Raw genomic sequence first — 23432 nt, 5'->3', positions numbered from 1 at the left:
CGCTGCCGCGGGATCAGTTGCCGCGCATGTTGTCCTGGGCGGTCCGGCTGCGGCCCAGGGCGTCGACCTTGCCCCACCGGCCGGGGATGTCGAGCAGCTCCACCCGGCCCATGCCCTCCGGCACCGCCGGGTCGATGATCAGGTGCTCGCCCTGCGGCTCCAGCCCGAGCAGCACCCGGAGCAGCAGCAGGGGCGTCCCCGCCGACCAGGCCTGCGGGCTGCACGCCGTCGGGTACTGCACCGGGTACTCGGTGAGGCTGCGGTCGTAGCCGGCGAACGCCTCCGGGAGTCGGCCGTCGAAGTAGTGGGAGGCGCTGAGCATGCTCTCGCAGATCTTCCCGGCCTCCTCCCGGAAGCCGTAGCGGGCCAGTCCCCAGGCGATGAAGGAGTTGTCGAAGGGCCAGACCGTCCCGACGTGGTAGCCGACCGGGTTGTACCGCCCCTGCTCCGTGGCGAGGGTACGGACACCCCACCCGGAGAAGAGCCGGGGGCCCAGCAGATGGTTCGCGACCCGTTCGGCCCGGTTCTCGTCGACGATGCCGCTCCACAGCAGGTGCCCGATGTTGGAGGAGAGGGCGTCCACGTGCCGTCCCTCCGGGTCGAGGGCGAGCGCGTAGTAGTCCCGTTCCGGGATCCAGAAGTCCCGGTTGAAGCGCTCCTTGAGCAGGGCGGCCTCCCGCTCCAACTGGTCGGCGTAGGCCGGGTCGTTCCAGAACAGCCGGGCCATCCGGGCGCCGCGCAGCTTCGCGTCGTACGCGTACCCCTGGAGTTCGCAGGTGGCCCGGGGGAAGCCGGGCAGCCGGCCGTCGGCGTACGAGATGGAGTCCCAGGAGTCCTTCCAGCACTGGTTCGCCAGGCCCGTCTCCGGGTTGCGGGTCTGGTACCAGAGGTACCCGGTGCCGAGCAGGTCGCCGTAGGTGCCGATCCAGTTCAGCGCGGCCCGTGCCGAGAACTCCAGTTGCTTGACCAGTTGGTCGTCGCCGGTCCAGCGCTCGTACTCGTCGAGCAGGATGACGAAGAGCGGCGTCGAGTCGGCCGAGCCGTAGTACGGGGAGTGCGGCTGTTCCTCGAAGCCGGCGGTCTCGCCGTACCGCAGCTCGTGCAGGATCTTGCCGGGCTCCTCGTCGCGGAAGTCGTCGAGGCGGTACCCCTGCAGGCCGGCGAGCATCTTGATGGTCGGCGGCACCAGTTCGGGCAGGAACGGCAGCACCTGGAGCGAGGTCAGGATGCTGTCCCGACCGAACAGGGTCATGAACCACGGCAGGCCGGCGGCGAGCAGCCGTACGCCGAGCGCGATCGACTCGTACCGCAGCGCGCCCAGGTCGTTGAGGCTCTGGTGGTACGCCCCGGCCAGCGGCTCGCAGTCGCAGCCCAGCTTCGGCGCCCGGTCGACCAGTTGCTGCTGCTCGATCTGGATCGCCTCCGGGCTGCGGATGCCGCCCAGCGGGGTGGTGGCCCGGAAGTCCTCGCCCCGGGCGCCGTAGATCATCGTCGCCACGTGCAGCCGGGTGCTCCACTCCTGGTGCGGCCCGATCAGGACCGACCAGGTCATCCCGCCCTGGTCGACCTGCGCCGGCGCGGTGCTGGTGATCACGGCCTCCCGGTGGAACGCCTCCCGCCGGTAGATCAGCCGCAGCTCGTTCTCCCCGACGACCGCGGTGGCGGCCCCCTTCTTCCGCCGTTGGTGCTTGATCTCGAACAGGTCGGCGAAGTCGGAGCCCATGTCCATCCGGACGGTGAACCGCATCTCCCGCTCGGAGTGGTTGAGCACGGTCAACTCCTCGCCGAGGCTGCCGCCGATCGCCCGGCTGCGGATGACCGACACCTTGGCGTCGAGGTAGTGGGTGGGCTCGCCGGGGACGAGGAAGAACCGGGTGCGGAAGGACTTCGCGTCGTCGATGGAGAGCGCGTGCAGCCGTTCGCCGTCCAGGGTGAGCAGCCAGGTGGAGAGGAACCGGGTGTCGAACGAGAAGAGCCCGGTGGGGAAGTCGTACGACGGCTCGATGTCCCCGCGCCGGTCGCTGACCAGGAAGGTGTTGCCGTCGAGGATGCTGACCAGCTGCTTCATCATCCGCGCCGGGCCTGTTCCCGGGCGGTCTCCCGGGGGTCGCGCACGCCCGGCGGGTTGGGGAAGAACCGCCGGAAGACGAGGAGGAGCATGACGTTGCCGCTGTAGGTCGTCTCGTTGCGCAGAACTGCGGAGAGACTCTGCGCACGGCCGGTCACCAGCCGTTCGAAGAGGTCGGTACTGCTGTTCCAGATCGCGTCGGCCGGGCCGCGCGCCCGGTTGACGACCGCCTCGCCCGGCCCGAGCTGGACCAGCCAGTGGTCGGTGCGGTTGCCGGTGGCGAGGTCGATCTGGAGGGTCCCGCTGATCGGGGCGCGCAGGACCGCCGGGGCGCGCGCCGGCAGCGATGCGAAGAACTGCTCGATCGCCTCGGACACACTCAGAATCGTAGGCAGCCGAGGGACCCGTCGGGCCGGTATCGGCAGGCCGCGCGGTGCGGATTCGCCGGGCGCGGCCGGTCAGTAGACGAGCGCCTGCGCTCCCTCGGCCATCGTCTCCTCGACGAAGACGGCCGCGCCGGCGATGCGGACGCCGGGGAGTACGTCGCCCGGGCCGATGTCCCGGCGGGCGGCGCACTGGGTGCACGCGGTCACCCGGCCGGTGGTCAGGATGACGTGCAGCAGTTCGGCCAGGGGCGCGGAGTGCGGCAGCTCGAACTGCTCCGCCCGGCCGGGGAGCGCGAACCACGTCGACTCACCGGTCAGCCAGAGCGACACCTCCACCCCGGCGGCCGCGGCGGTGGCGGCGACGGTGAAGGCCTGGGCGCACCGCTCGGGCGCGTCCGCCCCGGCGGTGGCCTTGACGACGAGAGTGCGAGCCATGGCAGCCAGCATAGGATGACCATGATGGTTACCGAGATCGGGTTCGTCAGCCTGCTGGTCGCCGGCCTCGGCGCGCTCGCCGGCGGCCTGGTCTACGTGGCGGTACGCATTTCGAGAGGACATTGGTGAGCGCGAGGAGTGAGCCGGGTCTGCGAGCCCCGCAGTCGCGAACGGAGATGGCTCGGTGAGCGCGAGGAGTGAGCCGGGTCTGCGAGCCCCGCAGTCGCGAACGGAGGCGGCTCTGTGAGCGACGAGAATCCGCTGCAACCGCCGTGGCTGAACGCGCCGCCGGTCGGGGAGTACCCGTACGAGGAGAGCCACGACCTGCGGGTCGGCCCGAAGCTGCACCGGGCGCTGGACGGCCTGCTGCCGTACATCGGGGTGTGGCGCGGCCGGGGCCGGGGCGGCTTCCCCACCATCGAGGACTTCGACTACGGGCAGGAGATCCGGATCAGCCACGACGGCCGTCCGTTCCTGTTCTACGAGTCCCGGGCCTGGCTGCTGGACGAGCAGAGCCGGCCGGTGCGCCCGGCCGGGCGTGAGGTGGGCTGGTGGCGTCCGGTGCTGGACGGCGACCGGGTCACCGACGAGTTGGAAGCCCTCATGACGACCCCGACCGGGATCATGGAGCTGCACATCGGCAAGCGCAAGGGCACCCAGATCGAGTTCGCCACCGACGCGGTGCTGCGTACCGCCACCGCCAAGGAGGTCACCGCCGGTGCCCGCCTGTTCGGCATCGTCGAGGGCGCGCTGCTCTACGCCCAGGAGATGGCCGGTGTGGGCCACCCGCTCAGCCCGCACCTCTCCGCCCGGCTGATCCGGGTGGCCGGCTGACCCTGCCCTTGACCGCTCGCCCTGTCGACCGGGAGGTCCGCGCCGCCGGACGCGCTCTCCGTGACGCGGACCTCCCGATCAGCGTCGACCGCACCGTCAGCCGACGGGGTGGCCGAGCAGGGCCTGGATCCGCCGGGTCTCAGGGCAGCGGGCGAGGCGGGTGGCGTCGAGGGTGCGGATCTCCACCAGGCCACGGACGGACGAGGTGAACCAGACCCCGTCGGCGTCGACCAGCCGTCGCGGGGTGGCCATGCGTTCGGCGGCGGCGAAGCCGAGGTCGGCGGCGTGGGCGAGCAGCCAGGCGCAGGTGGTGCCGGGGAGGATCCCGGTCGTCCCGGCCGGCACGGTGCAGACCGTGCCCCCCTCCAGCCAGACCACGTTGGCGCTCGGCCCTTCCAGCACGTACCCGTCGCTGGAGAGCCAGAGCACGTCGTCCACGCCGTTGCGGGCCGCCCAGCGCCGGGCCGCCGCGCTCACCGCGTACGAGGTCGACTTGACGCCGGCGGGGAGCCAGTCGAGGGCGGGGCGGGCGGTGGCCGGGACCCCGAGGGGGAGGCAGGCCACGGTGACGCCGTCCCGCCGGGCCCGCCGGGCGGCGGCCGGCACCTCGGCGAGCGTGGCGTGGACCGTCGGCGGACCGCCCCCCTCCGGGCCGCGCGTGCAGACCAGCCGCAGCGCTCCCTCCACCTGCGCCGGCCAGCCGGCGGCCACCGTGTCGAGCAGGTCGACCAGGGCGTCCTCCGGCGGCAGCGGCAGCTCGACGGCGGCGGCGCCGGCCCGCAGCCGGGCCAGGTGCGCGTCCGGCAGCCAGGGCCGGCCACCGCGCAGGTGCATCGTCTCGAACAGGCCGTCACCGTGCAGCACGCCGAGGTCGTCGCCGCGCAGTACCGGGTCTCCCACCGGTACGACCCCCCGGCCCAGCACGGCGATCCTCGGTGCCTCCATGGCCGTCCAGCGTACGGTCGGGCGCCGGGCCGGACCCGGGCCGCCGCCGGCGACGGTCGGTCGGCGTGGCGGGCGGCCGAACTATGATCGGACGGTGTCCGAATCCTCCCTCGCGGAAATGCTCCGCTCCCGTGGGCTGCGGCTGACGGCCCAGCGGCAGCTGGTGCTCCAGGCCGTGCTGGACCTGGGACACGCCACGCCGGAACAGGTGCACACGGCGGTCCGTGAGGTCGCCGCCGGGGTCAACATCACCACCATCTACCGCACCCTGGAGCTGCTGGAACGGCTCGGGCTGGTGACCCACACCCACCTGTCGCACGGCTCGCCGACCTACCACGCCGCCGGTGAGCACCAGCACGTCCACCTGGTCTGCCGGGAGTGCGGGGCGATCGACGAGATCGATCCGGAGCTGATGGGCCCGCTGGCCGACCGGCTGGCGACGGAGCGCGGGTTCCGGGTGGACATCGGGCACGTGGCGCTCTTCGGCGTCTGCGGCAACTGCGAGGACGGGGAACCCACATGATCGACATCGCGGGAGCGGTGGCCGTCGAGGCGATCGACGAGGCCAGCCGGGACCAGCCGGACCCGGAGCACCGGGCGGCCGGGGTCCGGGGCGTGGCCGCGCACTACGGCGACCCGATGCGGGAGCAGCGCACCCTGGAGACGGCCGTGGCGCTGGTGGACCGGTCGCACCGGGGCGTCGTGGCGGTGCCCGGCGAGGAGCGGATCGGCTGGCTGCACACCCTGACCAGCCAGCACCTGGCGACGCTGCGGCCCTGGCAGGGGACCGAGCTGCTGGTGCTCAGCCCGCACGGGCACGTCGAGCAGCACGCGATGGTCGCCGAGGACGGCGAGACCACCTGGCTCGACACCGAGCCCGGGATGACCGCCGGGCTGCTGGCGTACCTGGAGCGGATGCGGTTCTTCAGGAAGGTGGAGCCGCGCGACGCCACCGCCGACCACGCGCTGCTGTCGCTGGTCGGCCCGGAGGCCGCCGAGGCCGTCGGGACGATCGGCGTGACCGGGCTGGCCGAGCCCGACGCGGTCGCGGTGCCGGGCCCGAAGTTCCGCTCCGGCGAGCTGCCGCCCCGGCCCACCGTCGTGTACGACGTGCGGCCGCTGCCCGCCGGCGGCTGGGCCCGCCGGGGCCCGCTCGGGGTGGACCTGCTGGTGCCCCGGCCCGCCATGGACCGGGTCGTCGCCGAGTTGCGGGGCAACGGGGTGCCGGTGGCCGGGCTGTGGGCGTACGAGGCGGTGCGGGTGGCCGCCCGGCGGCCCCGGGCCGGGGTGGACACCGACCACCGGACCATCCCGGCCGAGGTGGGCCTGATCGGCTCGGCGGTGCACCTGGACAAGGGGTGCTACCGCGGTCAGGAGACGGTGGCCCGGGTGCACAACATGGGTCGGCCGCCGCGTCGGCTCGTCCTGCTGCACCTGGACGGGGTGACCACCGACCAGCCGCCGGTCGCCGGCACGCCGGTCACGCTGGACGGCCGGGCGGTCGGATTCGTCGGCACCGCCGTGCACCACCACGAGCTGGGTCAGGTCGCCCTGGCCGTGGTCAAGCGCACCGTCGCCGACGACGCCCGGCTGCTGGTGGGGGAGAGCGCTGCGGCGATCGACCCGACGTAAGGGTGCCCGGTCGCGGCGCGTCCCACAGGAAGGTTTCCGCCCCGGCAGCGCGACACGCGCGGTTCTTCCGTCGTGACGCGCTCCGGGCGTCGACTCGGCGGCCGGTGGGCGTCTAGGATCCGGGCATGACGACAGGGACGTTGATCACGGTTGCCCCCACCGGCGCGGAGTCGGCCAAGGCGGAGGTGCCGGCGCTGCCGGTGACCCTCGACGAGCTGCTGCTGACCGCCAAGGAGTGCGAGGCGCTCGGCGCCGCCGTGATCCACGTCCACATCCGCGACGACGAGGCGAAGCCGACCCTGGACCAGGGGCGGCTGCGGGAGACCGTGACCGCGCTGCGGGAGGGCACCGACCTGATCGTGCAGCTCTCCTCCGGCGGCGCGGTCACCGACCCGGAGTCCGACCGGCTCGCCGTGCTCGACGCCGGCCCCGACATGGCCTCCTGCACCATGGGCACGGTCAACTTCGGCGACGACGTCTTCCTCAACCGCTGGGAGTTCATCGTCGACCTGCACACCCGGATGCAGGAGCGCGGTGTCGTGCCGGAGTACGAGATCTTCGACCTCGGCCACCTCACCGCCCTGCAGCGGCTGCTCGGCAGGTACGGCCTGCCGCACGGCGGCCACGTGCACGTCGACCTCGTGATGGGCGTGCCGGGCGGGATGCCGGGCACCACCGCCACCCTGGTCGCCGCGACGCAGATGCTGCGCGACCTGCCCGAGGGCACCACCTTCTCGGCCACCGGCATCGGCCGCAGCACCATTCCGGTGATGCTGGCCTCGCTCTCGGCCGGCGGTCACCTGCGCGTCGGCATGGAGGACACCACCACGTACGCCAAGGGGCGGCCGGTGGAGTCCAACATGCAGCTCGTCGCCCGCGCGGTCGGCTTCGCGCAGCTCGCCCAGCGTCCGCCGCTGACCACCGCCGAGGCCCGGCAGCTGCTCGGCCTGTAAGGCCGCCACCGCCCACCACCCCTCTACGCCCTGCCGTCGCGTCCCTGGTCACCCCGGCGGCGACCCGGCCGACCGCCTCGGTACCGTCCACTCCGTGGGAAAGACGTACGAGGGCGGCGCGCCGCTCGCCGAGGTGGTCCGGTCCGGCTTCGTGGAGGGCGTCCACCGGGGCTCGGTGGTGGTGCTCGACGCCACCGGCACGCCGGTGGCCGGGGCGGGGGACGTCGCCTCGCCGATCTTCCCGCGCTCGTCGAGCAAGCCGATGCAGGCGGTGGGGATGCTCCGCGCCGGGCTGCCGCTGACCGACCCGGCCGACATCGCGCTGGTCTCGGCGAGTCACGCGGGCGAGGAGTTCCACCTGGCCCGGGTCGGCTCGTTGCTGGCCCGCGCCGGGCTGGACGCCGACGCGCTGCACTGCCCGCCGGACCTGCCGGTCGGTGACGCCGCCCGGGCGGCGGTGCTGCGGGCCGGCGGCGGGCCGAGCCGTGTCCAGATGAACTGCTCCGGCAAGCACGCCGGGATGCTGCTCACCTGCCTCGCCGCCGGCTGGCCGCTGGACGGCTACTGGCGGCCGGAGCACCCGTTGCAGCAGCGGCTGACCGCCGCCATCGAGGAGTTCACCGGGGAGCAGGCGGCAGCCGTGGGGGTGGACGGCTGCGGCGCCCCGGTGCTCGCCGTCTCACTGACCGGGCTGGCCCGGGCGTACCTGCGGCTGGTCTCCGCCGAGCCGGGGACGGTCGAGCGGACCGTCGCCGACGCGATGCGCGCGCACCCGGAGCTGGTGGGCGGGACCGAGGCGGACGACACCCGGCTGATGCGGGGCGTACCCGGGGCGCTGGCCAAGGTGGGCGCGGAGGGCGTCATCGCGGCGGCCGTCCCCGGCGTCGGCGCGGTCGCCCTGAAGATCGACGACGGCGCGGGCCGGGCCCGGATGCCGGTGCTGGTCTCCGCGCTGCGCCGGCTCGGCGTCGAGGCCCCGGTGCTCGTCGAGTACGCCGAGCTGCCGCTGCTCGGCGGCGGCCTGCCGGTCGGCGCGGTACGCCCCGTCTGGTGACCCGCCCTGGCCGGTGGCACGGCGTCGCCGGCCCGGAGGGTGGTGTAGGTGGTGAGGACGGACCCGCCGGTGAGGGTCAGCGCAGGAAGTCGCGCAGGGCGGCGTCGACGGCCTCGGGGCGCTCCAGCGGCAGCAGGTGGGCGGCGTCCGGCACGTCCGGCAGGCGTACCGCGCCGGGCACCTCGGCCGCGATCCGGTCGGCGATCCGGGCGATGTCCCGGACGTCGGCTGCCCCGGCGGTGACCAGCACCGGCAGCCGCAGCTCGCCGAGGCGTCCGATCGCCGGCGGGTCCAGCTCCTCGACCTCCACCGCGCTAAGGGCCACTTCGGCGGCGAGCGCGCGCCGGTCCATCTCCTCGGCGAACGCGATCAGCTCCGGGTCGACGTCCCCGGGCTCTCGGCCGGGGCCGACGACCCAGAACCGGACCTCGCCGGCGGCGGTCGCGGTGAAGTCCTCCGGGTCGACCTCGCCGACCAGCTTCTCCCACAGCTGTTCGGTTTCCTCGGACCACTCGTTGCCGGAGATGGCCGTGCCGAACAGGGCGAGCGCCGACACCCGGGCCGGGTGGGCCAGCGCGGTGTCGATCGCCACCGCGCCGCCGAAGGAGCAGCCGACCAGGGCGGCCCGGTCGATGCCGAGCGCGTCGAGCAGCCCGACGACGTCGTCGTGGTGGGCGAACGGGCTCGGCGGCAGTTCGGACTCGCCGTACCCCCGCAGGTCGAGGGCGATCACCCGGTGCCGCTCGGCGAGGGCGGCCAGCTGCCCCCGCCACATCCGCCGGTCGGCGATCCCGGCGTGCAGCAGGACCACGGCGCTGCCGCTGCCCAGGTCGTCGTAGGCGAGCGAGGCGCCGTTGATCTCGATCTTCGTCACGTCGAGCAAGCTACGGACCCGACTTCCGGTCCGCAACCGCGATCTGTGGCCTTGCTAACTGTGGCTAGCGCTTTGCTTGCTGGAGTTAGCAGCGCGGGCTACCGTTGGGGTATGGCCGCACCCAAGGATCTACCCGACGTCGGCGGATTCATCCGTGACCTGCGCCGGAACGCCAAGATCTCGCTGCGCCAGCTCGCCGAGCAGGCCGGGGTGAGCAACCCCTACCTCAGCCAGATCGAGCGCGGGCTGCGCAAGCCCAGCGCTGAGGTGCTCCAGCAGCTCGCCAGCGCGTTGCGGGTCTCCACGCCCGCGATGTACCTGCGGGCCGGGCTGCTCGACGACAAGGAGGGGCAGGGGGTGCTCGCGGCCATCGCCGTCGACCCCGACCTGACGATGGCGCAGAAGCAGTCGCTGAGCCAGATCTACGAGACCTTCCGCCGGGAGAACCTCCGGCTCGCCGAGGCCACCGCCACGGCCGGGCAGGACGTCACCCCGACCGCGGAGCCCACCGCACCGGCGGCGCCGACCGAGGCCGCCGCCACCCTCGGACCGGCCACCACCGGCCCGACCACGCCGGAGGGCACCCCGACCGAGGCCGTCCTCGAATCGGTGGCCGTCACCGAGGCGGGCCCGGCGCCCGCACCCACCACCAGCGCCCGCACCAGCAAGGCCGCCCCGAAGGCGGCCCGGAAGGCCGCCGGAGCGGCCGAGGAGGAACAGTCATGACCCAGCCGAAGACCCACCGCATCCCGGCCCCGCTCTACGCCGCCGCCGGCGCCGGCGAGCTGGCGTACCAGCAGCTGCGCAAGCTCCCCACCGTGGTGACCGAGCTGCGCGACAAGGTCGTCACCGACGGCACCAAGGTCGTCACCGAGCTCGGTGGCAAGGCCGTCGTCACCGGTGTCGAGCTGCGCCAGAAGGCCACCGAGACCATCCGGACCGCCAACCTGACCGCGACCGGCCTGCGCGAGAAGGCCGTCCCGGCCGACCTCGACCTGGACAAGCTGCGCGAGGCCGCCACCCGCAACGCCGCCGCCGTGCTGGCCGGCGCGCAGGCCGCCCAGGAGCGGGCGCTGGCCGCGTACGGCGCGCTGATCGCCCGGGGCGAGCGGGTGGTCGGTGCCGGTGTGCTGGAGGCCGCCGACACCGTCAACGCCGACATCGAGGCGACCGACGCCACCGTTCCCGCCGAGGTGAAGACCGCTCCGGCGCAGACCCCGGCCGCCACGACCGAGGTCCCCACCCCGGCCGAGGTGGCCGAGGTCGTCGAGGCCAAGCCGGCCGCGGCGAAGGTGACCCGCACGCGGGCCACCCGGGCCGCCGCCAAGCCGGCCGCCACCCCGTCGGCCAAGCTGCCGAAGGCCACGAAGCGGACCCGCCCGGCCGCCGAGTAAGGATCCGACGCCGGTACGACCCCGGAAGCGTCCTGTGGGACGTTTCCGGGGTCGTCGGCATATGCTGGCCGTCATGGCCATCGCCGCGCCGATCTTCGTCTTCCAGATCGTCTCCGTGATCGATCTGATCCTGCTCGTCTTCGCGCTGATCGTGCAGGGCGTCGCCCTGGTGCACGCGATCACCCAGCGGGGTGACGCGTTCCCGGCGATCGGCACCCTGCCCAAGGGCGGCTGGATCGCCATCCTGGCGGTCTGCCTGGTGCTCACCCTGCTCGGCTTCGGCGCGCTCAGCATCTTCGGGCTGATCGGCATCGCGGCGGGCCTGATCTACCTGCTCGACGTCCGGGTCGGGCTGCGCGACCTGCACGACGGCAAAGGGTTCTGGTGAGAGGTTTCCGCTGGCCCCCGCCACCGGACGGCGGCCCCCGCACCTGGGGGCCCGGCCCCGGCGCGCCCCGCACCGGGCGGCCCGCGCTGCCCGAACCGGAGACCGAACTGGTCGCCACGCCGCACGACGTACGGCTGGAGCGGCTGGTCACCGGCGCCGGTGACCCGGTCACCGTCTTCGCGCACGGGCTGGGCAACGGCATCGCCACCACCCGCCCCTTCGGCAGCGCGGTCACCGGTCGTCGGATCTTCTTCCAGTTCCGTGGGCACGGCCGCTCCGACGCGCCGCCCGGCCTGTGGACGTACCTCGATCTCGCCCGTGACCTGCGGGCGGTGGCCGACCTCGGCGGGGCGACCCGGGCCTTCGGGGCCAGCCTCGGTGCCGGCGCGCTCTGCCGGCTGCTGGCCGACAGCCCGGACCGCTTCGAGAAGCTGGTCTTCTTCCTCCCCGCCGCGCTGGACACCCCGCGCGGTCCGGAGGCCCGGCAGCGGCTGACCGACCTGCTGGACGCCGTGTCCGCTCAGGACGCCTCCGCCGTGGCCGAGGTGGTCTCGCTGGAGCTGCCGCAGGCGGTGCGCAACACCCCGGCCGGCTGGGCGTACCTGCGGCAGCGGCTGGACCAGCTGCTGCGCGACGGGCTCGCCCCCGGGCTGGCCGACCTGCCGGAGCAGGTCCCGCTGCGCGACGTCTCGGCGCTCGCCGCGGTCACCGCCCCGGCGCTGGTGATCGGCTGCGTCGGCGACGACCTGCACCCGGCGCACGTCGCCGAGGAGTTGGCCACGGCCCTGCCGCACGCCACCCTGCACGTGTACGACCGGCCCGGCTTCGCCTGGACCGAACGCGCCGACCTGCGGGAGCGGATCTCGACGTTCCTCAACGGGTAACGTCATCCGTCATGGGCGTCACACACCACGGTCGTACCCATCGCCTGGATCTCGCCGACCCCACGCTGCGGGAGTGGGAGTGCACCGTGCTCGCCGCCGACGAGCAGGGCATCGTGCTGGACCGGTCGGCGTTCTACCCGGGTGGCGGTGGCCAGCCGCCGGACCACGGCGTGCTGCTCTGGCAGGGCGTACAGACCCGGATCGTGGGCACCCGCAAGGGCGACGACCTGTACCTGATCCCCGCCGAGGGTGACCCGGTGCCGCCGCCCGGCACGCCGGTCACCGGCGCGGTGGCCGACGAGCGGCGCACCCGGCTGATGCGGACCCACTCCGGGCTGCACGTGCTCTGCGGGGTGGTGTTCCGCGACTTCGGGGCGCTGGTCACCGGCGGCAACATGGAGCCCGGCGAGGCGCGGATGGACTTCAACCTCCCCGAGGTGCCGTCGGACTTCAAGAGCCGGATCGAGGAGCTGGTCAACGCCGAGGTGGCCGCCGACCGGGCGGTCGCCGTCCGGGTGCTGCCCCGGGCGGAGGCGCTGGCCCTGCCGGACATCATCCGGACCCAGTCCAACCTGATCCCGGCCGACGAGCAGGAGGTCCGGATCGTCGACATCGTCGGGCTGGACGTGCAGGCCGACGGTGGCACGCACGTCGCCTCCACCGCCCAGATCGGCAAGGTGCAGGTGGTCAAGGTGGAGAGCAAGGGCCGGGCCAACCGCCGGGTCCGGGTCCGGATCGTCGACTAGTCGTCCGGATCACGCCCACCCGGGCACACTCCACCTCGTCGCGATCGACGAGTGGCGCTGACTCCGGGCCATGGAACCCTGCCCGGAACGATCGGGAGCCGGCCGGGCCGATCCCTCCGGGCGAGCTGCCCGACCCTGGCCGCCACCGCCGCGGCGGCCGACCGCCGGGCCGGGTGGCCCTGATCGGCGCTGAGCGCTCACCCGTCGCCACGGCCGCGTAGCCGACACCGCTCACCCGCATCCCGCCGCGCAGCCGACACCGCTCACCCGCTTCCTGCCGCGTGTCAGCGGCGGCGTCAGGACGGCGTCAGTCCCGTGTCAGCGCGGATGGCGATGGTGGCTGCATGAACGGTTCAGCGATGGCGGTGAGGAGTTCCATGATGGGAACCGGCAACAGCGGCTTCTCCGCGGCGGGGTTGCGCCGACTGCGTGCGGTGCTGGCGGGGCATGTGGAGTCCGGGCGGATCCCCGGGCTCGTCGCCCTGGTCAGCCGGGGCGGGGAGACGCACGTCGAAACGATCGGGACGATGCGCCACGACGGTGGGGCGCCCATGCGCCGCGACACGATCTTCCGGATGGCGTCGACGTCCAAGCCGGTCTCGATCGCGGCGGCGATGGTGCTGCTCGACGAGTGCCGGCTGCGGCTGGACGACCCGGTGACGCCGTGGCTGCCCGAACTGGCCGACCGTCGGGTGCTCGAGCGGATCGACGGCCCGCTGGACGACACGGTGCCGGCGCGCCGGCCGATCACCGTACGGGACGTGCTGACCTCGACGTTCGGGCTCGGCATGGACATGACGGCGCTGGGCACCCCGATCATGGGCGAGGTGTTCGCGCAGGGGCTCACCCCCAACCTGCCGGAGCCGATGCCCGAACCGGACGAGTGGATGCGCCGCCTGGGAACGCTTCCGTTGATGCACCAGCCCGGGGAGCGCTGGCAGTACCAGATCAGCAGCGATCTGGTCGGCGTGCTGGTCGCCCGGGTCACGGGCCAGTCGTTCGAGACGTTCCTACGCGAGCGCATCTTCGAGCCGCTGGGGATGAAGGACACCGGCTTCCACGTGCCCGCCGACCGGATCGACCGGCTGCCGCCCCTCTACGCCCCCGACCCGCAGACCGGGGAGTTCCACGTGTGGGACGAGGCCGAGGGCGGCCGGTGGAGCCGGCCTCCGGCGTTCCCGGGTGGTGGCGGCGGGCTGGTCTCCACCGTCGACGACTACCACGCCTACTTCCGGATGCTGCTGAACGGGGGAATGCACGGCGGCGAGCGGATCCTGTCCCGGCCCGCCGTCGAGCTGATGACCACCAACCGTCTCACGCCCGAGCAGCAGGCCGCCCGGACCGCCATGGCCCGCGACAACGTGCACGTCTCGTTCGGCCAGGGGCAGCACGGCGGCTGGGGCCTGGGGATGGCGGTGCGCACCTACCGCGGCGACTACGCCCCCGAGGGCCAGTTCGGCTGGGACGGCGGAAGCGGCACGTCGACCTACGCCGACCCGGAGCACCAGCTCACCGGAATCCTGCTCACCCAGGTCGGGGCGTCCGCCCCGAATTCGATCTGGGCCCACCACGACTTCTGGACCACCGTCTACCAGGCCATCGACGACTGACACCGAGCCGCCGCCCTTGCCGGCCGCCGCCTCGGCTCCTTCCCGGTCCGGTCCTGCCGCGCTAGTCGCGGCGGGCGCGCAGGGCCCGGATCTTCTGCCGGTTGCCGCAGCGTTCCATGGCGCACCAGCGCCGCTGGCCGGGCCGCGAGGTGTCCACGAAGACCAGCTGGCAGTCGGGCGCCCCGCACTCCCGGATCCGGTCGGCGTAGCGGCCGGTGAGCAGGTCGACGGCGTCGCGGGCGATGCTGCTGAGCGCCTGGCCGCCGGTCGCGGGCAGCAGCCAGGCCCGCCCGCCGTCGGCCGCGACCTGCGGGATCAGCGGCGGCGCGGTGGCGGCCTCGTTGACCACCGCCAGGTCCGCGCGCTCCGGCGTCTCGCCCCGGGTACGCCGTCGCGCGATCCGCCACAGCGCGTCGCGCAGCCGCCGGGCGAGGGCCAGCTCGTCGGCGTCGGTGTCGACGTCGGCCGGGTCGAGGCGCAGCCGGGACAGCGCCAGCCAGTCGGCCAGGTCGCGGGGCTGGTGCAGCACGTCGTAGCGGGCCAGCTCGCCGGGGCCGCCGGTGGTCAGGAACTCCAGGCAGAGCGCGCCGGGGTCGAACCGGTAGCGGGTCCCTTCGGGGGAGGTGAGGGTGAGTCCGCTTGCGTCGTCCGTCACGTAACCACTATAAGTGGTTACAGGTGCGGTCGTCCGCCGGGTGGCCGCCGAGTGACGGAGGACGCGATGGCGCTGCACTGGAAGCTCGTGATCGACTGCGCGGACCCGATCCGACTGGCCGGGTTCTGGGCCGAGGCCCTCGGCTACCGGGTCGAGGACCACACCGCCCTGATCGACGGGCTGGTCGAGTCCGGGGCGCTGCCGCCGCAGGCGTACGTCGAGGTGGACGGCCGGCGGGCCTTCCGGGAGCTGGCCGCGGTCCGGCACCCGGACGACCCGGCGGACCCGGCCAGTGACATGGGCCTGGGCCGCCGGCTGCTCCTCCAGGCGGTGCCCGAGCCGAAGCAGGTCAAGAACCGGCTCCACATCGACCTGCACGTCGCGCCGGGCGCCCGGGAGGCCGAGGTGAAGCGGCTGGAAGGGCTCGGGGCGACCGTGCTGCGCGAGGTGGCCGACCGGGGCAGCGTGCACACCACCATGGCCGATCCGGAGGGCAACGAGTTCGACGTGCAGTGACCCGCCCGCCCGTCCGTCCGGCGGCGGGCACTCGGCCTGGCCGCCCCGCTCACCTCGCCACCGCCCCCGGGATACAGGTGCGGCCGGCGGACGGGTCAGCGCCGGGCCGGCTCCGGTGGGAGGTGCGCGGCGCGCACGTCGAGCAGCCAGCGCTCCACCACCGCCTCGTCCGGCCGCTGCGGCAGCGGCGTGCGGATCCGGTCGAAGTCCCGCTCCGCCTCGGCGACCAGCCGCTGCGCCTCGTCCAGCGCGCCACCGGCGACCCGCTCGCCGAACGCCCGGAACCACTGCGGGTCGGCCAGCCGGATCTCCAGCACGCCGGTCGCGTAGAGCGTCCGGCCCTGGTGCAGCAGCCGGGCCAGGTGCCGGGCGTGCTTCGCCGAGCGCCACCGACCGCCCACCTGCGACGACTCCGGCCCGTCGGGCCCGACACCGCGCCGGGAGCCGGAGTCGTCGGAGAGTCGCGCGGTCAGCTTGCGGAACTGCTGCGCGGCGTACCCCAGGTAGGCGTCGCGGACCCGGGGCGCGCTGAGGAACGCCGACCGGATCCCGATCAGCCGCTCACCCAGGTCCGTCCGGGTCTCGTAGCAGTCGTCGGGCAGCCACATCAGCTCGGTGGCGGTGGGGTTGCCGCTCAGCGCCAGCCGGGCGTACTTCCCGGCCTCGTGCAGGGTGACGTCCGGGTCGGTGGTGACCACCGACTCCCGGGGCGGGTGCAGGCCGTGGAAGGCCACCGTGGGCGCGGCGAACACGCCGATCCGGTCGGTGTCCGAGCCCGGCCCGGCCAGCCCGTACGCGACCGAGCCGACGATCCCGGAGAGCAGCAGGTGCATGCCGGCGAGCATGACCCACCACACCCTCTTCGCGAAACCGGACTTCGGCTGTCAGGTATCACTGACACGCTCGACGCATGACGACGACACCGCTGGAAGGGAAGGTCGCGCTGGTGGCCGGGGCGACACGGGGCGCCGGACGGCAGATCGCGATCCAGCTCGGGGCGGCCGGGGCCACCGTCTACGCCACCGGCCGCAGCAGCCGGGCCGGCCGCTCCGAGATGGACCGGCCCGAGACCATCGAGGAGACCGCCGAACTGGTCACCGCCGCCGGGGGCACCGGCATCGCGGTACGGGTCGACCACACCGCGCCCGAGCAGGTCCGTGACCTGGTCGCCCGGATCGACGCCGAACAGGGCCGGCTCGACGTGCTGGTCAACGACGTGTGGGGCAGCGACCACCTGATCACCTGGAACGAACCGGTCTGGAAGCAGCCGCTCGACAAGGGCTTCCGCACCCTAGAACTGGCCGTGCACACCCACCTGATCACCAGCCACTTCGCGCTGCCGCTGCTGATCCGCAACCCCGGCGGCCTGGTGGTGGAGATCGGGGACGGCACCAAGGCGTACAACGACACGCACTACCGGCTGTCCGCCTTCTACGACCTGGCCAAGACGTGCGTCAACCGGCTCGCCTTCGTCCAGGCCGAGGAGTTGGAGCCGCACGGGTGCACGGCGGTGGCGGTCACCCCCGGCTGGCTGCGTTCGGAGGCGATGCTGGACCACTACGGCGTCACCGAGGAGAACTGGCGCGACGCCGTCGCCAAGGAACCGGACTTCGTCATCTCGGAGACCCCGGCGTACGTCGGGCGGGCGGTGGCCGCGCTGGCCGCCGACCCGGACAGGCACCGGTGGAACGGGAAGTCCACCGACAGTGGCGAGCTGGCGACCGTGTACGGCTTCACCGACCTCGACGGCAGCCGGCCGCAGGGCTTCCGGTACATCAGCGAGGTCGTCGAGGGCGGCCGGAAGGCGGACGTCTCCGACTACCGCTGAGCGCCGTACAGCTCACCCAGGCGGCGGGCCGCCTCCGCCAGCCGCTCCCGCAGCTGTGGCGGGTCGAGCACCTCCAGCTCCGGACCGAGCCGGAGCACCAGGTCGTACGCCACGTCGACGGACTCGACGGGCAGCCGGGTCACCACCCAGCCCTGCCCGTCGGGCCCGCCGGCGGCGGCGAGGGCCTCGTCGTACACGAACGGGGCGTCGGCGGACCGGCGCAGCGCGCGCAGGCCGGCCGGGCTCACCCGTACGGTGATCCACTCCCGGAGCATCGCCCGCAGGAACGCCTCGGCCTGCTCCCGCCAGTACCCGCCGAGGTCGAAGTCCTCGTCCCGGGTGAACCCCTCCGAGCCCGGCACGACGGCGAGCACCCGGTCGACCCGGTAGGTGCGCATGTCGTCCCCGACCCGACCGACCAGGTACCAGGTCCCGCTCTTGAGCACCAACCCGTACGGCTCGACCCGGCGGGTGACCTCCCGGTCGCCGCGCCGGTAGCGCAGCTCGACCACCCGGTCCGCCCAGACCGCGCGGGCCAGGTCGGCGAGCAGCGGCGGCGGGGTGGAGTCGCGGAACCAGCCCGGCACGTCCAGGTGGAACCGCTGCCCGGTGCGGGCCGGCGCGTCGCGCAGGCTCGGCGGCAGCGCGGCGAGGACCTTCAGCTCGGCGGCGGCGACCGCGTCGGCGAGCCCCATGTCGCCGGCCGGACCGGGCAGTCCGGCGAGGAAGAGCGCCTCCGCCTCGTCCCGGGTCAGCCCGGTCAGCCGGGTGCGGTAGCCGCCGAGCAGCCGGTAGCCGCCGGCCCGCCCCCGGTCGGCGTAGACCGGCACCCCGGCGGCGGAGAGCGCCAGCACGTCCCGGTAGATCGTCCGCTCGGAGACCTCCAGCTCCCGGGCCAGCTCGGTGGCGGTCATCGTCTCCCGGGACTGCAACAGCAGGACCAGGGAGATCAGCCGGGAGGCGCGCACCCCGCCATCCTGCCCCAGCCGGATCCACGACCGGAGCACGCGCCTCGCCCGGCCCGGCCGGCCGGTGGCCACTAGGCTCTGCGCTCGTGAACGCACCCCGCGACATCGCCCGGCCGGTGGCCGGCGCCGCCGGCCGCTTCTTCTCCGGTGTGGGTCTGCTCCTGCGCGGTCTCGGCCTGTACGTGCGCAGCCCCGGGCTGATGCTGCTCGGCGTCGTGCCGGCACTGATCTCGGGCGCGGTGTTCGTCACCGCGTTCGCCACCCTGGTGTGGTTCGTCGACGACCTCGCCGCCCTGGTCACGCCGTTCGCGGACGACTGGTCGGCGACCCCGCGCAGCCTGGTGCGGGTGGTCGCCGGGCTGGCCTTCCTCGGCCTCGGCGGCCTGCTCGCGGTGGTCAGCTTCACCGCGGTCACCCTGGTCATCGGCGACCCGTTCTACGAGAAGATCTCCGAGCGGGTGGAGGAGCGGCTGGGCGGCACCCCCGGCGCGGTCGAGGTGCCGCTCTGGGCGTCGCTGCGGCGCAGCGTCGTCGACTCGCTGCGGCTGGTCGGCCTGTCGGTGCTCTTCGGCATCCCGCTCTTCGCCGCCGGGTTCATCCCGGTGGTCGGGCAGACCGTGGTGCCGGTGATCGGGGCGGCGGTGGGCGGCTGGCTGCTCGCCGTGGAACTGGTCGGCGCGCCGTTCGGCCGGCGGGGGATGCGGCTGCCCGACCGGCGGTCCGTCCTGAAGGCGGACCGGCCCACCACCCTCGGCTTCGGCGTGGCGGTCTTCCTCTGCTTCCTGATCCCGCTCGGCGCGGTGCTGGTCATGCCGGCCGCCGTCGCCGGCGCGACCCTGCTGACCCGCCGGTCGCTGGGTCAGTCCACCGAGGAGCGCTGACGTGGAGATCACCCTGGTCGAGGGGGACATCACCGCCCAGCAGGTCGACGTCGTGGTCAACGCGGCCAACTCGTCGCTGCTCGGCGGCGGCGGAGTCGACGGCGCCATCCACCGCCGGGGCGGCCCGGCCATCCTGGCGGAGTGCCGGGCGCTGCGCGCCTCCCGCTACGGCCGGGGCCTGCCCACCGGGCAGGCGGTCGCCACCACCGCCGGGAACCTGCCGGCCCGCTGGGTGGTGCACACCGTCGGGCCGGTCCACTCGGCCACCGAGGACCGCTCCGGCCTGCTGCGCGACTGCTACGCCAACAGCCTCGCCGTCGCCGACGGGCTGGGCGCGGCGACGGTGGCGTTCCCGCTGATCTCGGCCGGCGTCTACGGCTGGCCGGTCGACGACGCCGTACGGCAGGCGCTGACCGTGCTGCGGGCCGCCGAACCGGCCACCGTCACCGAGGCCCGGCTGGTGCTCTTCGGCGCGGACACGTACGCCACCGCCCGTCGGGTGTGCGACGCCGGCTGATCAGGTCAGCTCCCGCAGGCAGGACCACTGGGACGCCACCGGGCGGTAGCCGAGCCGGTCGTTGACCGCCAGCATCGGCGCGTTCGCCTCGTCGTTCGAGGTGTACGCGGTGCGTACGCCGCGCGTCGCGGCGAGGTGCAGGGCGGCCTGCTTCGTCAACCGGGCCAGGCCCCGTCCCCGGTGCTGCGGCAGGGTGGCGGTGAACTCCGACCACATCCGGTCGCCGTCCCGCTTGACCAGGCTGAGGGCGACCAGGGTGCCGGCGGTCTCGGCGACGGTGCTCGCCTCCCGGTCGAACCCGGGGTTGTGCCAGACGTCGTGCTGCCAGCTCTCGTAGCTCATCGCGTCGACCGGGACGTCGCCGGGCACGTCGGGCGAGGCCGTGGCGTCCAGCCGGTACAGCGCACGGGGGTCGACCTGGGCGGCCGACAGCAGGCGTACGCCCGGCGGCGGCTGCGGCATCGGCGGGACCGGACGCAGGTCGAGCGCCGAGTACCGCACCTCCCGACTCGGCGTGAAGCCGTGCCTGTGAGCGAACGGCAGCCCCTCGGATCGGGCCGTGGTGAGCACCCGGCGTGCCCCGATCGACCGGAGATGGTCCAGCGCGGCGTCCAGCAGCGCGTGGCCCGCGCCCCGGCCCCGGTGCTCCGGGTGCACGTGCAGGAGGGCGATCTCCCCGAGGTCCGGCGCGGAGGTCTGCGTGTTGCGGTACGCCGACGCCCAGCCGACCACCCGACCGTCGACCTCGGCGACGAAGGCCGTCCACTCCTCCCCGGGCGGCGGTTCGGTGATCATGCGGCGGGTCGACTCGATCCCGCGTACCAGGTACGGGTGGACGACGGCGCGCAGCGCCACCACCTCGGCGGCGTCCTCGGGGACGGCGGTGCGGATCCGCACGTCAGCCCACCACCCGGACGGCGGCGACCGCCTCGACCTCGACGAGCTGGTCGGGGTAGCCGAGCACGGCCACCCCCAGCAGCGTGCTCGGCGGATCGTGGTCGCCGAAGGCGTCCCGGACCACCTCCCAGACCGCCACCAGGTCGGTCCGGCGGGACGACGCCACGTACACCGTGGTCTTGACGACGTCGGCGAGGCGGGCGCCGGCGGCGGCCAGCGCGGTCTCCATGTTCGCCACCACCTGGCGGGCCTGGGCCACCGGGTCGCCGGGGGCGACGGTGCGGCCGTCGGCGTCGAGTGGGCAGGCCCCGGCGGTGAAGACCAGCCGGGCGGGCGGGTCGACCGTGGCGGCGTAGGCGTACTCGGCGACGTCGGAGAGGGCGGGCACGTGGATCAGGTGGCTGGGGCCGGTCATCCGGCGACGCTACCGCCGCCCGGCCCCGTCGCTCGACCGGTTAACGGACCACCGGGCAGGCCGGGCCCGGGGCGTCGCGGTGACGCCCCGGGCCGTGCTCACGCCGACTCGCGCAGCACCAGCTCGGTCGGGAGGATCAGCGCCTCGTCGATCTCCTCGCCGGCGGTGATCCGCAGCAGCTGGCGGGTCAGCGCCCGGCCCAGCTCCACGATCGGCTGCCGGACGGTGGTCAGCGGCGGATCGGTGTACGCGGCGGTCTCGATGTCGTCGAAGCCGATCACCGCCACGTCCTGCGGCACCCGCCGCCCCGCCTCGCGGAGCGTACGCAGGGCGGCGTGTGCCATCAGGTCGGAGGCGGCGAAGACCGCGTCCAGGTCGGGGTGCTCGTCGAGCAGCTGGTGCATCGCCCGGGCGCCGGACTCCCGGGTGAAGTCGCCGTACGCCACCCGCTCCGTCAGCCCGGCCTCGGCGATCGTGTTCCGGTAGCCGGCGAGCCGTTCGATCCCGGCGACCATGTCCTGCGGGCCGGCGATGGTGGCGATCCGCCGCCGACCGTTCGTGATCAGGTGCCGGACCGCCCTGCTCACCCCGCCCACGTGGTCCACGTCGACGTACGGCACGTCCGCGCCGCCGAGCGGCCGACCGCTGCACACCACCGGGATGCCGAGCTGGGCGAGCTTGCCGGGCAGCGGGTCCGCGCCGTGCAGCGAGGCGAAGAGCACCCCGTCCACGTGCCGGCCGGTGGTGTAGCGCTCGACCCGGGCGTGCCCGGCGGGGGAGCCGGCCAGCATCAGCACGAGCTGCTTGTCGGCCGCCTCCAGCTCCTGGGCCGCGCCCCGGATGATCCCGGGGAAGACCTGGTCGTCGGAGAAGACCCGGGTGGCCTCCTCCGGCATCACCAGGGCGACCGAGTCGGTCCGCTGGGTGACCAGGCTGCGGGCGGCCAGGTTCGGCACGTACCCCAGCTCGGCCACGGCCCGGCGGACCGCCTCCTGGATCGGCCCGGCGACGGTGGTGGAGCCGTTGACCACCCGGGACACGGTCGCCCGGGACACACCGGCCCGGCGGGCGACCGCCTCCAGGGTCGGTCGCTGTGCCGTCGTCATCCCCGTTACCACCACCTCGTCACAGCCCGTTCCGGGAGATCACCTCCTGGTACCACCGGGCGCTGGACTTCGGTGTGCGCCGCTGGGTCAGGTAGTCGACGTGGACGATCCCGAACCGCTTCCGGTACCCCTCGGCCCACTCGAAGTTGTCCAGCAACGACCATACGAGATAGCCGCGCAGGTCGACGCCCCGGGCGATGGCCTGGTGCGCGGCGCGCAGGTGACCGTCGAGGTACGCGATCCGGTCGGTGTCCGCGACCTGGCCCAGCCCGTCCGGGCCGTCGACGCCCGCCTTGTCGGGGAACGCCCCGCCGTTCTCCGTGATCATCAGCGGCAACCCGGGGTAGTCCCGGCCGATCCGCTCCAGCAGCCGGCCCAGCCCGGCCGCCTCGATCATCCAGCCCATCTCGGTCAGCGGGCCGGTCGGCGGCAGGAACTCCACCACACCCTCGGTGCCCGGGTACGCCCCGCCGCCGCCACCCGCGCCGGGGCGGCCGGCGACGTAGGTCGGGGCGTAGTAGTTGATGCCGAGCAGGTCGATCGGCGCGGCGATGGTCTTCTCGTCGCCGTCCCGGATGAAGGTCGGGTCGACCAGCCGGCTGACGTGCTCCAGCACGTCGGGCGGGTAGCCGGCCCCGGTCAGCGGGTCGAGGAAGATCCGGTTGTGCAGGCCGTCGACCAGCCGCACGGCGGCGGCGTCGGCGGCGCTGGCCGGGTCCGCCGGCTGCACGTCCGCCGGGTTGACGGTGATCCCGAGGGTCTCCGCGCCGGCCGCGCGCAGCGCGCGGGCCGCCAGGCCGTGCCCCAGCAGCAGGTGGTGTACGGCGGCGAACGCCTTGCCCGGGTCCTGCTCGCCCGGGGCGTGCACCCCGTTGCCGTAGCCGAGGTAGGCCGAGCACCAGGGCTCGTTGAGCGTGGTCCAGGTGCGGATCCGGTCACCGAGCCGGGTGTGCACGGCGACGGCGTAGTCGGCCAGGTGCTCGGCGGTGTCCCGGTTGGTCCAGCCGCCCTGGTCCTGCAACGACTGCGGCAGGTCCCAGTGGTAGAGGGTGACGATCGGGTCGATGCCCCGGGCCAGCAGCGTGTCGGTGAGCCGGTCGTAGAAGTCCAGCCCGCGCTGGTTGACCGGGCCGGTGCCGTCCGGCTGGATCCGGGGCCAGGCCACCGAGAAGCGGTACGCCCTGAGCCCCAGGTCGGCCATCAGCGCCACGTCGTCGGCGTACCGGTGGTAGTGGTCGCAGGCGACGTCGCCGGTGTGGCCCTGGAAGACCTTGCCCGGGGTACGGCTGAAGGTGTCCCAGATCGACGGGCCGCGCCCGTCCTCGTGGACCGCACCCTCGATCTGGTACGCGGCGGTGGCCGCACCCCAGACGAAGTTCTCGGGAAAACGGAGCTCGGTCACGTTGCCTTCTTTCGTTCGCGACTGCGGGGCTCGCAGGACCGGCT

At 74.0% G+C, this 23432-nt stretch carries 28 protein-coding genes; 16 read left to right on the top strand and 12 right to left on the bottom strand.

The genetic code is table 11. The features are described from left to right. Positions 1 to 13 precede the first annotated feature (13 nt). The 3 genes from GA0070614_RS13515 to GA0070614_RS13505 all read right to left on the bottom strand — a co-directional run bounded on the left by GA0070614_RS13515 (position 14) and on the right by GA0070614_RS13505 (position 2901). On the bottom strand, positions 14 to 2068 hold the full coding sequence (locus tag GA0070614_RS13515; RefSeq protein ID WP_088976292.1) for an amylo-alpha-1,6-glucosidase: 2055 nt from the start codon (positions 2066 to 2068) through the stop codon (positions 14 to 16). Further along, positions 2068 to 2445: an SCP2 sterol-binding domain-containing protein gene (locus GA0070614_RS13510; protein WP_088976291.1), complete on the bottom strand. Its 378-nt coding sequence runs from the start codon at positions 2443 to 2445 to the stop codon at positions 2068 to 2070. The genes GA0070614_RS13515 and GA0070614_RS13510 overlap by 1 nt, the downstream gene beginning before the upstream one ends. Positions 2446 to 2526: 81 nt before the next feature. Next, positions 2527 to 2901, bottom strand: a complete 375-nt coding sequence (locus tag GA0070614_RS13505; RefSeq protein WP_088976290.1) for a DsrE family protein — start codon at positions 2899 to 2901, stop codon at positions 2527 to 2529. 12 nt (positions 2902 to 2913) lie between these two features. On the opposite strand from GA0070614_RS13505, the gene mtfM reads away from it, so the two are divergent. Beyond that, positions 2914 to 3018, top strand: a complete 105-nt coding sequence (gene mtfM, locus GA0070614_RS31415) for a small membrane protein MtfM (protein ID WP_269148487.1) — start codon at positions 2914 to 2916, stop codon at positions 3016 to 3018. A gap of 114 nt (positions 3019 to 3132) precedes the next feature. Then, positions 3133 to 3723, top strand: a complete 591-nt coding sequence (locus tag GA0070614_RS13500) for a nitrobindin family protein (protein ID WP_088976289.1) — start codon at positions 3133 to 3135, stop codon at positions 3721 to 3723. 96 nt (positions 3724 to 3819) lie between these two features. On the opposite strand, the gene GA0070614_RS13495 is transcribed toward GA0070614_RS13500, so the two are convergent. Continuing rightward, positions 3820 to 4668 (bottom strand): aminotransferase class IV, encoded by an 849-nt coding sequence (locus GA0070614_RS13495; RefSeq protein ID WP_088976288.1) that lies wholly within the window; start codon positions 4666 to 4668, stop codon positions 3820 to 3822. A 118-nt stretch (positions 4669 to 4786) separates the two neighbouring features. Here GA0070614_RS13495 and GA0070614_RS13490 point away from each other — a divergent pair, with 118 nt between their 5' ends. The 4 genes from GA0070614_RS13490 to GA0070614_RS13475 all read left to right on the top strand — a co-directional run bounded on the left by GA0070614_RS13490 (position 4787) and on the right by GA0070614_RS13475 (position 8307). Then, the gene (locus GA0070614_RS13490; protein ID WP_088976287.1) at positions 4787 to 5191 is read left to right on the top strand and encodes a Fur family transcriptional regulator; all 405 of its coding nucleotides are present in this window, start codon (positions 4787 to 4789) and stop codon (positions 5189 to 5191) included. Then, positions 5188 to 6300, top strand: coding sequence for a CAF17-like 4Fe-4S cluster assembly/insertion protein YgfZ (gene ygfZ / locus GA0070614_RS13485; protein ID WP_088976286.1), 1113 nt, complete (start codon positions 5188 to 5190; stop codon positions 6298 to 6300). The genes GA0070614_RS13490 and ygfZ overlap by 4 nt, the downstream gene beginning before the upstream one ends. Positions 6301 to 6425: 125 nt before the next feature. Next, positions 6426 to 7253, top strand: a complete 828-nt coding sequence (locus GA0070614_RS13480) for a BKACE family enzyme (RefSeq protein WP_088976285.1) — start codon at positions 6426 to 6428, stop codon at positions 7251 to 7253. Positions 7254 to 7347: 94 nt separating this feature from the next. Beyond that, positions 7348 to 8307, top strand: a complete 960-nt coding sequence (locus tag GA0070614_RS13475) for an asparaginase (RefSeq protein ID WP_088976284.1) — start codon at positions 7348 to 7350, stop codon at positions 8305 to 8307. Between the two features lie 76 nt (positions 8308 to 8383). Here the strand turns inward: GA0070614_RS13475 and GA0070614_RS13470 are convergent, their stop codons facing one another. Then, the gene (locus GA0070614_RS13470) at positions 8384 to 9181 is read right to left on the bottom strand and encodes an alpha/beta fold hydrolase (protein ID WP_172892429.1); all 798 of its coding nucleotides are present in this window, start codon (positions 9179 to 9181) and stop codon (positions 8384 to 8386) included. Between the two features lie 111 nt (positions 9182 to 9292). Between GA0070614_RS13470 and GA0070614_RS13465 the strand changes: the two genes are divergently transcribed. The 6 genes from GA0070614_RS13465 to GA0070614_RS13440 all read left to right on the top strand — a co-directional run bounded on the left by GA0070614_RS13465 (position 9293) and on the right by GA0070614_RS13440 (position 14203). After that, a complete protein-coding gene (locus GA0070614_RS13465) occupies positions 9293 to 9907 on the top strand; it encodes a helix-turn-helix domain-containing protein (protein ID WP_088976282.1) in 615 nt (204 codons plus the stop codon). Next, complete coding sequence (locus tag GA0070614_RS13460) at positions 9904 to 10575, top strand: hypothetical protein (protein WP_088976281.1); 672 nt, start codon at positions 9904 to 9906, stop codon at positions 10573 to 10575. The genes GA0070614_RS13465 and GA0070614_RS13460 overlap by 4 nt, the downstream gene beginning before the upstream one ends. A gap of 73 nt (positions 10576 to 10648) precedes the next feature. Further along, entirely contained in the window at positions 10649 to 10963 is a 315-nt protein-coding gene (locus GA0070614_RS13455; RefSeq protein ID WP_088979414.1) for a DUF2516 family protein, read from the top strand. Further along, a complete protein-coding gene (locus tag GA0070614_RS13450) occupies positions 10960 to 11847 on the top strand; it encodes an alpha/beta fold hydrolase (RefSeq protein ID WP_088976280.1) in 888 nt (295 codons plus the stop codon). The genes GA0070614_RS13455 and GA0070614_RS13450 overlap by 4 nt, the downstream gene beginning before the upstream one ends. Before the next feature lie 11 nt (positions 11848 to 11858). After that, on the top strand, positions 11859 to 12593 hold the full coding sequence (locus tag GA0070614_RS13445) for an alanyl-tRNA editing protein (protein WP_088976279.1): 735 nt from the start codon (positions 11859 to 11861) through the stop codon (positions 12591 to 12593). Between the two features lie 377 nt (positions 12594 to 12970). Then, complete coding sequence (locus GA0070614_RS13440) at positions 12971 to 14203, top strand: serine hydrolase domain-containing protein (RefSeq protein WP_231933626.1); 1233 nt, start codon at positions 12971 to 12973, stop codon at positions 14201 to 14203. 61 nt (positions 14204 to 14264) lie between these two features. Here GA0070614_RS13440 and GA0070614_RS13435 read toward each other — a convergent pair whose 3' ends face one another. Continuing rightward, positions 14265 to 14858, bottom strand: coding sequence for a CGNR zinc finger domain-containing protein (locus tag GA0070614_RS13435; RefSeq protein ID WP_088976277.1), 594 nt, complete (start codon positions 14856 to 14858; stop codon positions 14265 to 14267). 66 nt (positions 14859 to 14924) lie between these two features. On the opposite strand from GA0070614_RS13435, the gene GA0070614_RS13430 reads away from it, so the two are divergent. Next, on the top strand, positions 14925 to 15374 hold the full coding sequence (locus GA0070614_RS13430; RefSeq protein ID WP_088979413.1) for a VOC family protein: 450 nt from the start codon (positions 14925 to 14927) through the stop codon (positions 15372 to 15374). Between the two features lie 95 nt (positions 15375 to 15469). On the opposite strand, the gene GA0070614_RS13425 is transcribed toward GA0070614_RS13430, so the two are convergent. Next, positions 15470 to 16207, bottom strand: a complete 738-nt coding sequence (locus tag GA0070614_RS13425; protein ID WP_088979412.1) for a nucleotidyltransferase domain-containing protein — start codon at positions 16205 to 16207, stop codon at positions 15470 to 15472. A gap of 77 nt (positions 16208 to 16284) precedes the next feature. Here GA0070614_RS13425 and GA0070614_RS13420 point away from each other — a divergent pair, with 77 nt between their 5' ends. After that, positions 16285 to 17202 carry an SDR family oxidoreductase gene (locus GA0070614_RS13420; protein ID WP_088976276.1) on the top strand — a complete coding sequence of 306 codons (918 nt, stop codon included), beginning with the start codon at positions 16285 to 16287 and terminating at the stop codon, positions 17200 to 17202. Here GA0070614_RS13420 and GA0070614_RS13415 read toward each other — a convergent pair. Next, positions 17193 to 18170 (bottom strand): helix-turn-helix transcriptional regulator, encoded by a 978-nt coding sequence (locus GA0070614_RS13415; RefSeq protein WP_088979411.1) that lies wholly within the window; start codon positions 18168 to 18170, stop codon positions 17193 to 17195. The two genes, GA0070614_RS13420 and GA0070614_RS13415, sit on opposite strands and share 10 nt — an antisense overlap. An 86-nt stretch (positions 18171 to 18256) precedes the next feature. On the opposite strand from GA0070614_RS13415, the gene GA0070614_RS13410 reads away from it, so the two are divergent. Together GA0070614_RS13410 and GA0070614_RS13405 are read left to right on the top strand one after the other, a co-directional pair. Further along, positions 18257 to 19051, top strand: a complete 795-nt coding sequence (locus tag GA0070614_RS13410; protein WP_088976275.1) for an EI24 domain-containing protein — start codon at positions 18257 to 18259, stop codon at positions 19049 to 19051. A 1-nt stretch (position 19052) separates the two neighbouring features. Continuing rightward, entirely contained in the window at positions 19053 to 19568 is a 516-nt protein-coding gene (locus tag GA0070614_RS13405) for an O-acetyl-ADP-ribose deacetylase (RefSeq protein ID WP_088976274.1), read from the top strand. Here GA0070614_RS13405 and GA0070614_RS13400 read toward each other — a convergent pair whose 3' ends face one another. The 4 genes from GA0070614_RS13400 to GA0070614_RS13385 form a co-directional block, all read right to left on the bottom strand. Continuing rightward, entirely contained in the window at positions 19569 to 20465 is an 897-nt protein-coding gene (locus tag GA0070614_RS13400; RefSeq protein ID WP_088976273.1) for a GNAT family N-acetyltransferase, read from the bottom strand. A 1-nt stretch (position 20466) separates the two neighbouring features. Further along, positions 20467 to 20880: a RidA family protein gene (locus GA0070614_RS13395; protein WP_088976272.1), complete on the bottom strand. Its 414-nt coding sequence runs from the start codon at positions 20878 to 20880 to the stop codon at positions 20467 to 20469. Between the two features lie 98 nt (positions 20881 to 20978). After that, the gene (locus tag GA0070614_RS13390) at positions 20979 to 21986 is read right to left on the bottom strand and encodes a LacI family DNA-binding transcriptional regulator (RefSeq protein WP_088976271.1); all 1008 of its coding nucleotides are present in this window, start codon (positions 21984 to 21986) and stop codon (positions 20979 to 20981) included. A gap of 19 nt (positions 21987 to 22005) precedes the next feature. Further along, positions 22006 to 23388 (bottom strand): GH1 family beta-glucosidase, encoded by a 1383-nt coding sequence (locus GA0070614_RS13385; RefSeq protein WP_088976270.1) that lies wholly within the window; start codon positions 23386 to 23388, stop codon positions 22006 to 22008. Positions 23389 to 23432 lie beyond the last annotated feature (44 nt).

Source organism: Micromonospora coxensis, assembly GCF_900090295.1.
Lineage (GTDB): Bacteria > Actinomycetota > Actinomycetes > Mycobacteriales > Micromonosporaceae > Micromonospora > Micromonospora coxensis.
The sequence above is the reverse complement of the archived record's forward strand: the minus strand, read 5'-3'. Positions and strand labels throughout refer to the sequence as shown.

Bases quoted from the DNA above. Each gene is read 5' to 3' on its own strand.
- GA0070614_RS13505 (WP_088976290.1), bottom strand. From the start codon at position 2,901: ATGCTGGCTGCCATGGCTCGCACTCTCGTCGTCAAGGCCACCGCCGGG.
- ygfZ (WP_088976286.1), top strand. From the start codon at position 5,188: ATGATCGACATCGCGGGAGCGGTGGCCGTCGAGGCGATCGACGAGGCC.
- GA0070614_RS13425 (WP_088979412.1), bottom strand. From the start codon at position 16,207: ATGCACCTGCTGCTCTCCGGGATCGTCGGCTCGGTCGCGTACGGGCTG.
- GA0070614_RS13395 (WP_088976272.1), bottom strand. From the start codon at position 20,880: ATGACCGGCCCCAGCCACCTGATCCACGTGCCCGCCCTCTCCGACGTC.
- GA0070614_RS13455 (WP_088979414.1), top strand. From the start codon at position 10,649: ATGGCCATCGCCGCGCCGATCTTCGTCTTCCAGATCGTCTCCGTGATC.
- mtfM (WP_269148487.1), top strand. From the start codon at position 2,914: ATGGTTACCGAGATCGGGTTCGTCAGCCTGCTGGTCGCCGGCCTCGGC.
- GA0070614_RS13495 (WP_088976288.1), bottom strand. From the start codon at position 4,668: ATGGAGGCACCGAGGATCGCCGTGCTGGGCCGGGGGGTCGTACCGGTG.
- GA0070614_RS13460 (WP_088976281.1), top strand. From the start codon at position 9,904: ATGACCCAGCCGAAGACCCACCGCATCCCGGCCCCGCTCTACGCCGCC.
- GA0070614_RS13465 (WP_088976282.1), top strand. From the start codon at position 9,293: ATGGCCGCACCCAAGGATCTACCCGACGTCGGCGGATTCATCCGTGAC.
- GA0070614_RS13420 (WP_088976276.1), top strand. From the start codon at position 16,285: ATGACGACGACACCGCTGGAAGGGAAGGTCGCGCTGGTGGCCGGGGCG.
- GA0070614_RS13440 (WP_231933626.1), top strand. From the start codon at position 12,971: ATGATGGGAACCGGCAACAGCGGCTTCTCCGCGGCGGGGTTGCGCCGA.
- GA0070614_RS13515 (WP_088976292.1), bottom strand. From the start codon at position 2,068: ATGAAGCAGCTGGTCAGCATCCTCGACGGCAACACCTTCCTGGTCAGC.
- GA0070614_RS13430 (WP_088979413.1), top strand. From the start codon at position 14,925: ATGGCGCTGCACTGGAAGCTCGTGATCGACTGCGCGGACCCGATCCGA.
- GA0070614_RS13390 (WP_088976271.1), bottom strand. From the start codon at position 21,986: ATGACGACGGCACAGCGACCGACCCTGGAGGCGGTCGCCCGCCGGGCC.
- GA0070614_RS13445 (WP_088976279.1), top strand. From the start codon at position 11,859: ATGGGCGTCACACACCACGGTCGTACCCATCGCCTGGATCTCGCCGAC.
- GA0070614_RS13480 (WP_088976285.1), top strand. From the start codon at position 6,426: ATGACGACAGGGACGTTGATCACGGTTGCCCCCACCGGCGCGGAGTCG.
- GA0070614_RS13490 (WP_088976287.1), top strand. From the start codon at position 4,787: ATGCTCCGCTCCCGTGGGCTGCGGCTGACGGCCCAGCGGCAGCTGGTG.